The sequence below is a fragment of the Candidatus Centipeda massiliensis genome (genome assembly GCF_900290285.1).
In the GTDB taxonomy this organism is placed as follows: Bacteria; Bacillota; Negativicutes; order Selenomonadales; family Selenomonadaceae; genus Centipeda; species Centipeda massiliensis.
On sequence record NZ_LT985757.1, the window covers coordinates 60859 to 72732 of the forward strand.

Here is an 11874-nt window from a genome sequence, read left to right on the forward strand (position 1 = left end):
CGATGGAATTTTGGTACACAGAACAACATACACAAAATGTGCGCTTATCGATTCGCGTCAATCGTCAGCTCTACAGTGGACAGAGCGAGTTTCAGCGGATTGATGTATTTGAATCGCCTGAGTTCGGGCGATTTCTGACGCTTGATGGCTATATGATGCTGACAGAGAAGGACGAGTTCATCTATCATGAAATGATCGCACACATCCCTATGTGTGTTCATCCCGAGGCAGAGAACATCCTTGTAATTGGCGGCGGTGATGGGGGAACGGTGCGCGAACTCCTGCGCTATCCGTCCATACGACATATCGACCTCGTAGAGATTGACGAGATGGTGGTCGATGTCTGCCGTGAATACCTTCCATCGACTGCGTCATGTCTCTCGAATGAGCGCGTTCACATCCACTACGAGGACGGACTGCGCTTCGTACGCAAACCCATCGACACATACGACCTCATTGTCGTGGATTCAACTGATCCGTTCGGTCCGGGAGAGGGACTGTTCACGAAGGAGTTCTACGGGAATTGCTTCAAGGCACTGAAAGAGGACGGCATCATGATCAATCAGCATGAGAGCCCATTCTACGAGCAGGACGCCTATGCAATGCAGCGTATGCACCAGCGCATTGTACATTCGTTTCCATTCAGTCGTGTATACCAAGTCCATATACCAACCTATCCATCGGGACATTGGCTCTTTGGGTTCTCGTCTAAAAACCGCCACCCTGTGGAGGGCGTGGACTTTGCACGTTGGAAGTCGCTCGGCATAAAGACCCGCTACTATAACACACAGCTGCATGCAGCTGCATTTGCCCTGCCGAACTATGTGGAGGAGATACTTGAAGATGTGGAACCGCAACATTGAAACGTTTCTCGGATGTGACGGGACGTATGAGGACAGCCATATCGTGATCTTCGGCGCACCGTTTGACTCGACGACATCCTATCGCCCCGGAACACGCTTTGCCGCGCGTACCATGCGGGCAGAGTCCTACGGACTGGAGACGTACAGCCCCTATCAGGATCTTGATCTTGAGGATGCACACGCATTTGACGGCGGCGATTTGGAGCTCCCATTCGGAGACACAGAGCGTGCGCTGGATATGATCCATACATTTACGAAGAATATTTTGACAGACGGACGGCTTCCCTTTCTGATTGGCGGCGAACATCTTGTGAGTCTGCCCGCGATCAAGGCGGCGGCGGAAAAACACCCTGATCTTGTCGTGATTCATTTCGACGCGCATACGGATCTCAGAGACGAATATCTCGGCAATCACCTCTCCCATGCGACGGTTATCCGCCGTGTTTGGGATTTCCTCGGCGACGGACGCATTCATCAGTTCGGCATTCGCAGCGGTGAGCGTGCGGAGTGGAAGTGGGCACGCGAGGGTCATACGAATCTTCGCCCTTTTACATTTGCAGGGCTCTCCGAAGCAATCGCAGAGGTCAAGGATCGTCCCGTATATCTCACCATAGACCTCGATGTGCTCGATCCATCCGCATTTCCTGGCACCGGAACCCCAGAGGCGGGCGGCGTAACATTCATCGAACTCATGAAGGCAGCCCTTTCCGTCATTTACGGGTGCAATGTCGTTGCCTGTGACATGGTGGAGCTTTCACCGCCGCTCGATGCGAGCGGCACATCGACAGCGACGGCGCTCAAGCTCCTGCGGGAGATGATCCTTGCGCTCGAGACAGCTTTTCTTCGCCCGCAAACGGTATGAGGATTTTCGTTTGATACCTGCGGAGCGATTTGCTATAATGATTCGGATATAACAAAGAAAGACGGTGGAGGCATGAAGGTAACGGAACAGGATCTCACGACAACAGCGCATCTCTCGCGCCTTGCGATTCCTGCGGAGGAAAAAGAAGAAGCACTCAAAACATTGGGAGATTTTCTAACGTATGTGGATAATCTATCCAGTGTCGATACGGAGCATGTGCATCCAACGACGTATGCACTTCCCATCGAGAATGTCTTCCGTGCCGACGAGGTGCGCCCGTCCCTTTCCAACAAGGCGGCACTCTCGAATGCTCCTCTTGCAGAGGATGGCTATTTCAAGGTACCGAAGGTACTCGAGGGGTAAGGAGGATTTGTTTTGAGCCTATATGAAAAACCGGCGCATATCCTGCATGATATGCTAACGCGCAAGGATATCAGTGCACGCGAACTGACCGAAGATGTACTTTCGCGCATGGACGCGGTCGAAAACAAAATCGGCGCATATCTTTTGGAAAATCGTGAGGATGCACTTGCCGCGGCGGGTCGCGTGGATACGAAGATTGCAGCGGGGGAGGAGATTCCTTTCCTCGCGGGTATCCCGGGCGCGATCAAAGACAATATCTGTACGAAGGGCGTGCGCACGACAGCCGGATCAAAGATTCTGGAGAACTTTGTTCCGCCCTATGATGCAACGGTCATGACAAAACTGCATGATGCGGACGCTGTCATCCTTGGCAAGGCAAACCTCGACGAGTTTGCAATGGGCGGCTCGACGGAGAACTCTGCCTATCACCCGACTCATAATCCGTGGGACACAGAGCGTGTCCCTGGCGGATCATCGGGCGGCAGTGCGGCGGCGGTTGCATCGGGGACGGCGATCTGGGCGCTTGGCAGCGATACGGGCGGATCGATTCGTCAGCCTGCATCGTTCTGCGGTATTGTCGGGCTGAAGCCGACCTATGGACGTGTTTCCCGCTACGGACTTATGGCGTATGCCTCCTCCCTCGATCAGATTGGCCCCCTCACCCGTGATGTCACGGATGCCGCGCATCTCATGAACGTCATTGCGGGGAACGATGTCATGGACTCGACCGCAAGCAGGGCGGATGTTCCGGACTATACAAAGGCGCTGCGGAATGACGTAAAGGGACTCAAGATTGGTCTGCCAAAGGAATACTTCATCTCGGGAATGGACAGCGATGTCGAAGCCTCCGTTCGCAAGGCGATTGCGGATGTAGAAGCGATGGGAGCGGACGTGCGCGAGATTTCGCTCCCGCACACGGACTACGCCGTCTCGACCTACTATCTGATCGCCCCCGCAGAGGCGGCGACCAATCTTGAGCGTTACGACGGTGTCAGCTACGGTGCGCGTGTGGACGGCGAAGACCTCGTTGACATGATGACGCGTACGCGCACGGAGAAATTCGGTGCAGAGGTCAAACGCCGCATCCTCATCGGCAACTATGCATTGTCCGCAGGTTACTACGATGCCTATTATCTCAAGGCACTCAAGGTACGTACCCTCATTCAGCAGGACTTTACGCGTGCCTTTGAAGAGGTCGATGTTATCATGACGCCGACGGCGCCGACTCCCGCCTATAAGATCGGTGAGATGACAAGCCCCTTGCAGATGTATCTGCAGGACATCTCGACCGTTCCCGTCAATCTTGCGGGGCTCCCAGGGATTTCCATCCCCTGCGGTTTCACTGCGTCTGGTCTGCCCATTGGGCTGCAGATCATCGGGCGTCCGCTTGCCGAGGAGGCCATCCTGCGTGCGGCGTACGCCTATGAGCAGGCACATGATTTCCATACGAAATTGGCGCCGATTGGAGGAAGGGCATGAAATACGAAACCGTCATCGGTCTTGAAATTCACTGTGAACTCAAGACAAAGACCAAAATTTTCTGCGGCTGTGCGACGGGCTTCGGTGCAGATCAGAATACGCATGTCTGTCCCGTCTGCCTCGGACTTCCCGGCGTCCTGCCCGTCGTCAATCGTCAGGTGGTAAACTACGCCATCAAGGCGGGACTTGCAACCAACTGCGAGATCAATGGATATAGCAAGTTTGACCGCAAGAACTACTACTATCCAGATCTCCCGAAGAATTTCCAAACCTCGCAGTTCGACCTCCCGATTGCGGAGCATGGGTGGGTCGATATCGACACAGAGTCTGGGAAGAAGCGCATTCGTCTGACGCGCATCCACATGGAGGAGGACGCAGGGAAGCTCGTGCACTCCGGCACGACGATCAAGGACTCCTCCTCGTCCAACGTGGATTACAACCGTACGGGTGTCCCCCTACTTGAAATCGTCTCCGAGCCGGATATGTCCTCGGCGGAAGAAGCGCGTGCCTACATGGAGAAGATCAAGACGATCATGGAGTACATCGATGTCTCCAACTGCCGCATGGAGGAGGGGAATCTCCGCGCGGATATCAACGTCTCTCTGCGTCCTGTCGACTCGGACAAACTGGGAACGCGCACGGAGATGAAGAACATCAACTCCTTCAAGGCACTCGAAGATGCCATCAACTATGAAATTGAGCGGCAGACCGAGGTGCTCGAGGACGGCGGTCACATCATTCAGGAAACGCGCACATGGGATCCTGAGCGCGGCATCACCCTCTCCATGCGCAGCAAGGAGGAGGCACATGACTACCGCTATATGCCGGAGCCTGACCTGCCGCCGATTGTGACGAGCGCAGAGGAGATCGAGGCGATCCGCAAGGAACTGCCCGAGCTGCCCGATACACGCCGTGCCCGTCTGATGGACGAAGCGGGGCTTTCCGCTTACGATGCGGGCATCATTACAAGCTCGCGTGCAATGGCGGAGTACTACGATGCCATTACGGCGACGGGCGCGGACGCGAAACTCGCAGCAAACTGGCTGATGGGCGATCTCGCAAAGAACCTCAATGCCGAGGGCAAGACGATCGAGGATTCACCCGTTGATGCAAAGCGTCTCGGTGAGATGATCCTACTCATCTCGAAGGGGACGATTTCCTCGAAGATCGGCAAAACCGTATTCAAGGAGATGTGGACATCGCCCGATACACCTGAAAAGATCGTTGCGGACAAGGGGCTTGTCCAGATCACCGACACAAAGGAGATCGAGAATATTGTCGATCAGGTCATCGCAGCGAACGCAAAAGCCGTCGAGGACTACAAGGGCGGCAATAAGAAGGCAATCGGTGCGCTTGTCGGACAGGTGATGAAGCAGTCCAAGGGCAAGGCGAACCCACAGATGGTCAACGAACTCTTGGCAAAAAAACTCGGCTGACCAAGACTTTCCCATATGACAGGGAAGGGGAACCGCGAAGCGGTGGAAGGGGCACAAAGAAGGGGCGTTGTACGAAGTTTTGCTTCGTGCAACAGCCCCTTTGTCAAAGGGGGCATTTCCATGAACTATGAAGCTGCTATTTTCGATTTGGACGGAACGCTCGTCAACTCATTGGACGATCTGGCGGACAGTGCCAATGCCACACTTCACGCACACGGATTTCCTACACATGAAGTGGAGGCATATCGTTATTTCGTGGGCAACGGCTCCCGAAAACTCATCGAGCGAATCCTGCCGGAGGAACACGCAACAGATACGGCTTTCGTGGAGCAATTTATGTCGGAGTACAAGGACTGCTACGCGCGAAATCTGCTCCAAAAGACGAAACCGTACGACGGCATTCTGAAAATGCTTGAAGAGCTGCAGCGACGCGGTATTCCGATGGCAGTCTGTACCAACAAACATCAGTCCGCGGCGGAGACGATTGTAGAGGCACTGTTCCCGCACGATACATTTTTGGAAATCATCGGCGATCAGGAAGGACTGCCACGTAAGCCTGATCCGCAAAAGGTGCTTCGCATCATGAAAAATTTTGGCGTTACGGGGGAGCAGACCGCGTATTTTGGCGATACAAGCGTGGATATGGATACAGCGCGCAATGCAGGAGCGTCTGCAATCGGCGTTCTCTGGGGATTCCGATCGAGGGAAGAACTCGTGGCACATGGGGCAGATATTCTCCTGACACATCCGATGAAACTATTTGAAAAGGTAACATTTGCAGAACGATGAAGCAGAAAAAGATGATAAAGAAAGCCGTGCAGGCGATTCCCGTTTGCGAAGGACAGACCTATGAACTTCATATTGACCGCCTCGGAACGAGCGGGGAGGGAGTAGGGAGATATGAGAACTTTACCATCTTTGTCCCGCATGCACTCCCCGGCGAGACCATCTCTGCCGTCATTGAAGATGTAAAGAGCAGCTATGCACGCGGCCGTATCAAGCAAATCCTGCACGAGAGTGTCGACCGCGCTGCACCGCTCTGCGCACTCTACGAGGAGTGCGGCGGCTGTCAGCTCCAACACCTCTCCTATGAGGCTCAGCTGCATGCAAAACGTGCACAGGTCATAGACGCATTGACCCATATCGGCAAACTCCCGCAGATTCCCGTGCGGGAAACACTGCGTGCAGAAGAACCGTGGAACTATCGAAACAAGATGCAGTTTCCGATTGGACGAGACAGCGGAAAGATCGTGATTGGCTGCTTTGCACAGGGCAGTCACACGATTATCAATACGGAAAACTGCCATATCCAGCGTGCGGAGAACAATGACCTAGCAAATACTGCACGTGAGATTGCAGAACATCTCCACATTCCTGTCTATAACGAGGACACACACAAGGGGGTTCTACGCCATATCGTCGGACGGGTTGGGCGAAGCAACGATCTCATGGCCGTCATCGTTACTGCAACAAAGCAACTGCCGCGTGCCAAGGATTTTGTGCGCATGCTGCGCGAGCGTCTGCCGAACCTCGCCAGTGTTCATCAGAATATCCAGACCTATCGCAACAACGTCATCATGGGGCGCGACACACAGCTGCTCTGGGGACGACCGACGATTATCGATTCTTTGGGTCAGCTGAACTTCCACATCTCCCCACGCTCCTTCTTTCAGATCAATACAAGACAGGCAGAACGCCTTTACGAGCAGGCACTCTCCTATGCCGATCTTCACGGAACAGAAACGGTCATCGACGCCTATTGCGGCACGGGAACAATCACACTGTTTCTTGCCCAAAAAGCGAGGAAGGTCTACGGTATTGAAATCGTACAACCCGCCATCCTCGACGCGCGAAAAAATGCACGCGACAATCATGTAAAGAACGCCGAGTTCATCGTGGGCGATGCGACCGCCGTCATGCCCGCTCTCTACAAGCAGGGCATTCGCCCCGATGTCGTCGTCGTCGATCCGCCGCGTGCCGGCTGCACCGAAACCGTTCTGCGTACCTTTGCGAATATGAAGCCACAGCGCATCGTCTACGTCTCCTGCAACCCCGCCACACTTGCGCGCGATCTTGCTATCCTAAAAGACCTCGGTTATGCCGCACAGGAAGTTCAACCCGTAGATTTGTTTCCTCAGACATCACATGTCGAGACGATAACATTGCTGTTACGGATGAGGAAATAAAAGTTCGGAATACAATCTGAAAAACATACTTCCTGAAACACCATCGGGAAGATCATACCTCCGCAACACGTCAAATCCCCCCAATAAATTTATTGCAGGGGGATTTGAATGTGTACGTTTGGCGGTCTATACAAGAAAAAACCTCTCGATCCATTTGAATCGAGAGGTTTTGAGGTAAGTGTAATCTTAGTGAATCGCTGATAAGCTGAATTTATCAGTTCTTCCTTAGGTCATATCCTATTCTTTGACGTATGCCGTAATCGGCTTGTAATGCTTCTGGAAGAACTCCTCTGCAACCTGTGGGAAGAGTGCATAGGAGAGAACATCCTCATCGGACGGGTTGAGATAGCCCTTATTCTTGAGTTCCTCTTTAAACTCTGCAAATGTCGTTGCCTTCGCATCCTCGATGGAGCAGTCCTCGATGATATCCTCAGGCGCAATGCCAAGCGTGTCGGTCAAGAACTTGCGATCGATCTCAACAGGGGTTCTGCCGAACTTGCCGCGTGCGAGATCCTTGAACTCGGTTGGAACCATCTTGTAGCGCTCACCAGTCATAACATTGAAGGTCGCCATAGTACCGACAATCTGAGAAGACGGCGTAACGAGCGGGGGATAGCCGACATCCTTGCGAACGCGCGGCATCTCATCCAACAGATCCTGATACTTGTCCTCCATACCGGCTTCCTTGAGCTGGTTCGCAAGGTTGGAAAGCATTCCGCCGGGAATCTGGAAATCCAACACATTCGGGTTCACATCGAAGTAGCCCTTAAGGTTAAAGGTCTTGATGAGATCCTGCTTGACCCCAAGGAAGTACTTCGAGATTGGCGTCATCGCCTGACGGTCAAGCCCTGTATCGCGCTCTTCGCCTTCGAGCATTGCCACCATCGTCTCTGTGCACGGCTGCGAAGTATCGCTTGAGAAGGGGGCAAGTGCTGTATCAATGATATCGACACCTGCTTCGATCGCTTTCAGATAGGTTGCATGACCGAATCCCGAGGTGCAGTGCGTATGAAGATCAATGGGAATCTTTACCGCAGCCTTGAGCTTCTTGACAAGATCCTCTGCCACATACGGCTTCAGAAGGCCTGACATATCCTTGATACAGACGGAATGACAGCCCATTTTCTCGAGTTCAACAGCCAACTCGACGAAGCTCTCATTCGTGTGAACAGGGCTGATCGTATAGACCAGACAGCCTTGAACATGCGGCTTCTCAGGGCACTTGAGCGCCGCGTCAATCGCAACTTTGAGGTTGCGAATGTCATTGAGAGCATCAAAAATACGGAATACGCCAATGCCATGCTCAGATGCCTTCTGGACGAACTTTTCCACGACATCATTGGAGTAATGATTATAACCAAGCAGGTTCTGACCACGGAGAAGCATCTGGATCGGAGTTTTGAGATTCTTCTTCAAAATATCCAAACGCTCCCACGGATCTTCATCAAGGAAGCGCAGGCAGCTATCAAACGTAGCACCGCCCCATGCTTCAAGAGAATTGTAGCCAATGGCATCAAGTGCCGCAAGCTGTGGAAGCATATCCGAAATTCTCATGCGGGTTGCCAACAGTGACTGGTGACCATCGCGGAGGACAGTCTCAGTGATTTTGACCGGATTCTTTGCCATAAAAGAACACTCTCCTTGATTAAACAGTATAATCAAAAATTATATAACCCAACATCTAAATTATAGAATCAAATTGCATTATTGTCAATGACAAGTTATAAAATTCACATATCTTTGGATATCGTTTTCCATTAAAAATTCCCCCTCCAACTATCCATAATTACCATTATGGATAGTTGGAGGGGGAATCAATCTAAAACTACATGTCGGGACGCATTCCGGTTTTTCCGGCAAATTTATGATAGCTGCCGCCGTTGTGTCTGCGTTTCAATTCTTCAAGCAAATCCTCCGGTGTCATATTGTGATAAGCCAACAAAACCAAACAGTGATACCAGAGATCACCCATTTCATAAAGCACATCTTCACGAATGTTATTTTTGGATGCAATGATGGTCTCCGCCGTTTCTTCGCCAAGTTTTTTCAGGATCTTGTCTTGCCCTTTATCGAAGAGATAGTTTGTATAAGAGCCTTCCACCGGATGCAGCCGACGGCTCTGAATAACTTGATAGAGATCGGATAGAATCTCTGCAAGCGGCATATCATCTTTTGCATCAACGGGAACAATGCTGTTTTCGCTGGCATGATAGAGTTTCCGCCCGCTAAAGCACGAATACGATCCGGTATGACATGCTACACCGGTCTGTTTGACACGGAGAAGGAGCGTATCACCATCGCAGTCGTATGAGAGTTCCTGAACACGCTGCACATTTCCCGATGTTTCTCCTTTTTTCCACAGCTTCTTACGGCTGCGACTGTAGTACCACGCAGCCCCGGTTTCAATCGTTTTTTCAAGGGCTTCGCGGTTCATATACGCGAGCATAAGAACTTGATTGTTTTCTTCCTGAACAACAACAGGTACAAGCCCATGCGCATCAAATTGAATCATAGAAAGATCAACATTCATCAGAATCGAACCTCCAGACCACGTGATTTTAGGTATGTTTTAACTTCTTTGATCGACAGATCACCATAATGAAATAAGGACGCCGCGAGCACAGCATCCGCTTTTCCATCAGCAAGCACATCATAGAAATGCTCCAACTTGCCGGCTCCTCCGGAAGCGATTACGGGAACATTGACGTTTTCTGACACAGCGCGGGTAAGTGCAATATCATAACCGTTTTTCGTACCATCAGCGTCCATACTGGTTAGTAAAATTTCGCCAGCACCAAGCGCAACAGCATTCTTTGCCCACGAAATACAGTCCAACCCCGTAGGTATCCGTCCTCCGTTCATATAGACTTCCCACGAATTCTCCCCATTGCGTCTGGCATCGATTGCAATGACAATACATTGCCTTCCGAAACGCATTGCTCCTTCCCGAATAATCTCAGGATTTTTGATTGCGGCCGTATTTACAGAAATTTTATCTGCCCCCGCATTTAACATACGCCGCATATCTTCTGTGTTTCGAATGCCGCCTCCAACCGTCAATGGAATAAATACTTTTGAGGCACAGTCGGATACAACGTCCACCATTGTATTTCGCTCCTCATTGGACGCCGTGATATCCAGAAATACAAGCTCGTCTGCCCGTTCTTTGTCATAGCGCTCGGCTAAATCACCGGGATTTCCTGCATCTCTTAATCCGACGAAATTTGTCCCCTTGACGACACGCCCGTCTTTGACATCAAGGCAAGGAATAATACGTTTTGCAAATGTTTTTTTCAAGATGGAACTCCCCCTTTTTCAAAAGATGGATTCATGTTAGCGAGCAGCAGCAATCGCCTTGGATAAAGAAAGCGTCCCTTCATAGATGGATTTTCCGGCAATCACACCGATGATTCCATCCGCTTCCCGTTCTTTCAGTGCGTGAATGTCCTCCAGTGATCGCACTCCCCCAGAGGCAATGACACGGACGCCGGATTCCAATGCCAGTTTAGCGGTTGCTTCTACATTGACACCGGAGAGGGTTCCATCCCTCGCTATATCGGTATATATGATGGTTTCTAATCCATACGAGGAGAGTTCCTTCGCCAGAGCAATGGCAGAAATACCACCTGATATACCCCATCCGTCTATTGCTGCGATCCCATCCTTGGCATCAATTCCGACGGCGATGCGCTCTCCATAACGCTGGCAGGCTTCCTTGACGAGGCTTCGATTCTGGACAGCGGCAGAGCCTAGGATCACGCGGGATACACCAAGATTCAATGTGCTTTCTATGGCTTCGAGCGTACGTATTCCACCGCCGACCTCGATCGGAATGTGGATATTGCTGAGAATGTTCTTTATCGCGGCACCGTTGCATGGTTTTCCCGCAAGTGCCCCATCAAGGTCAACTACATGCAGGAATTCAGCCCCTTCTCGTTCCCAGCGGAGAGCGGCTTCCTCCGGCGCGGTGCTGTATACTGTTTCCTGTGCAAAATCTCCTTTGTACAGACGGACGCATTTCCCATTGCGCAAATCGATTGCAGGGAGAACAATCATACACTTACCTCCAATCCGTAACGGATAAAGTTATGAATGATGCGCAGCCCAATGTCCCCAGACTTTTCTGGATGGAATTGTGTTGCCATAATATTTCCTGCGGATATCGATGCTGTAATCTTCTCGCCGTAGAAGCATGTCGATGAAATGATGGACACATCATCAGGCATCGCGTGATAGCTGTGTACAAAGTACACATAGGGATACGGAGAAAGCCCATGGAACAGTCCAGTCTCTCTGTGATGTTCCGAAATATCCAGTGCGTTCCACCCCATGTGTGGAATCTTTTCATGCGGTGCGGATATTTTGTGCACATGGCCACGCAGTAGATTAAGCCCTTCTACGCCGGAGGATTCATCACTGCCCTCGAAGAGAATTTGAAGCCCGACACAGATACCAAGCAACGGAACCTCTCGCTCAACGTTCTCTTTGATTGCAGGAATTAGTCCGGATGCTTTTAGCTGCTTCATGCAGTCTCCGAACGCCCCCACGCCCGGAAGTACAACTTGATCCGAGGAGAGGATGTCTTCACTTCGGGAGCTGACACGTACTTCTGCCCCCAATGCGGCAAATGCTTTTTCAACACTGAATAAATTTCCCGCGCCGTAGTTTATTATCGTAATCATAAT

The 11874-nt window shown here is 51.5% G+C and carries 12 protein-coding genes; 7 read left to right on the forward strand and 5 right to left on the reverse strand.

Annotated elements, in window-relative coordinates; translation table 11 throughout:
- The first annotated feature begins 2 nt into the window (after positions 1-2).
- The 7 genes from speE to rlmD all read left to right on the forward strand — a co-directional run bounded on the left by speE (position 3) and on the right by rlmD (position 7189).
- A complete protein-coding gene (gene speE / locus C8273_RS10890; RefSeq protein WP_106627734.1) occupies positions 3-863 on the forward strand; it encodes a polyamine aminopropyltransferase in 861 nt (286 codons plus the stop codon).
- Positions 844-1725 carry an agmatinase gene (gene speB / locus C8273_RS10895; protein ID WP_106627735.1) on the forward strand — a complete coding sequence of 294 codons (882 nt, stop codon included), beginning with the start codon at positions 844-846 and terminating at the stop codon, positions 1723-1725. Before speE ends, speB begins: the two co-directional genes overlap by 20 nt.
- 72 nt (positions 1726-1797) lie before the next feature.
- Positions 1798-2088: an Asp-tRNA(Asn)/Glu-tRNA(Gln) amidotransferase subunit GatC gene (gatC, locus tag C8273_RS10900; protein ID WP_106627736.1), complete on the forward strand. Its 291-nt coding sequence runs from the start codon at positions 1798-1800 to the stop codon at positions 2086-2088.
- A 12-nt stretch (positions 2089-2100) separates the two neighbouring features.
- Entirely contained in the window at positions 2101-3567 is a 1467-nt protein-coding gene (gene gatA / locus C8273_RS10905; protein ID WP_106627737.1) for an Asp-tRNA(Asn)/Glu-tRNA(Gln) amidotransferase subunit GatA, read from the forward strand.
- A complete protein-coding gene (gatB, locus tag C8273_RS10910) occupies positions 3564-5003 on the forward strand; it encodes an Asp-tRNA(Asn)/Glu-tRNA(Gln) amidotransferase subunit GatB (protein WP_106627738.1) in 1440 nt (479 codons plus the stop codon). Before gatA ends, gatB begins: the two co-directional genes overlap by 4 nt.
- Positions 5004-5123: 120 nt before the next feature.
- Positions 5124-5792 carry an HAD family hydrolase gene (locus C8273_RS10915; RefSeq protein ID WP_106627739.1) on the forward strand — a complete coding sequence of 223 codons (669 nt, stop codon included), beginning with the start codon at positions 5124-5126 and terminating at the stop codon, positions 5790-5792.
- Entirely contained in the window at positions 5789-7189 is a 1401-nt protein-coding gene (gene rlmD, locus C8273_RS10920; protein ID WP_106627740.1) for a 23S rRNA (uracil(1939)-C(5))-methyltransferase RlmD, read from the forward strand. The genes C8273_RS10915 and rlmD overlap by 4 nt, the downstream gene beginning before the upstream one ends.
- Positions 7190-7426: 237 nt before the next feature.
- Here rlmD and C8273_RS10925 read toward each other — a convergent pair whose 3' ends face one another.
- The 5 genes from C8273_RS10925 to hisH form a co-directional block, all read right to left on the reverse strand.
- Complete coding sequence (locus C8273_RS10925) at positions 7427-8815, reverse strand: pyruvate carboxylase subunit B (protein WP_106627741.1); 1389 nt, start codon at positions 8813-8815, stop codon at positions 7427-7429.
- Between the two features lie 199 nt (positions 8816-9014).
- The gene (gene hisIE / locus C8273_RS10930; RefSeq protein ID WP_106627742.1) at positions 9015-9719 is read right to left on the reverse strand and encodes a bifunctional phosphoribosyl-AMP cyclohydrolase/phosphoribosyl-ATP diphosphatase HisIE; all 705 of its coding nucleotides are present in this window, start codon (positions 9717-9719) and stop codon (positions 9015-9017) included.
- Complete coding sequence (gene hisF, locus C8273_RS10935; RefSeq protein WP_106627743.1) at positions 9719-10486, reverse strand: imidazole glycerol phosphate synthase subunit HisF; 768 nt, start codon at positions 10484-10486, stop codon at positions 9719-9721. Before hisF ends, hisIE begins: the two co-directional genes overlap by 1 nt.
- Before the next feature lie 36 nt (positions 10487-10522).
- A complete protein-coding gene (hisA, locus tag C8273_RS10940) occupies positions 10523-11245 on the reverse strand; it encodes a 1-(5-phosphoribosyl)-5-[(5-phosphoribosylamino)methylideneamino]imidazole-4-carboxamide isomerase (RefSeq protein WP_106627744.1) in 723 nt (240 codons plus the stop codon).
- Entirely contained in the window at positions 11242-11871 is a 630-nt protein-coding gene (hisH, locus tag C8273_RS10945; protein WP_106627745.1) for an imidazole glycerol phosphate synthase subunit HisH, read from the reverse strand. Before hisH ends, hisA begins: the two co-directional genes overlap by 4 nt.
- Positions 11872-11874: the final 3 nt, after the last annotated feature.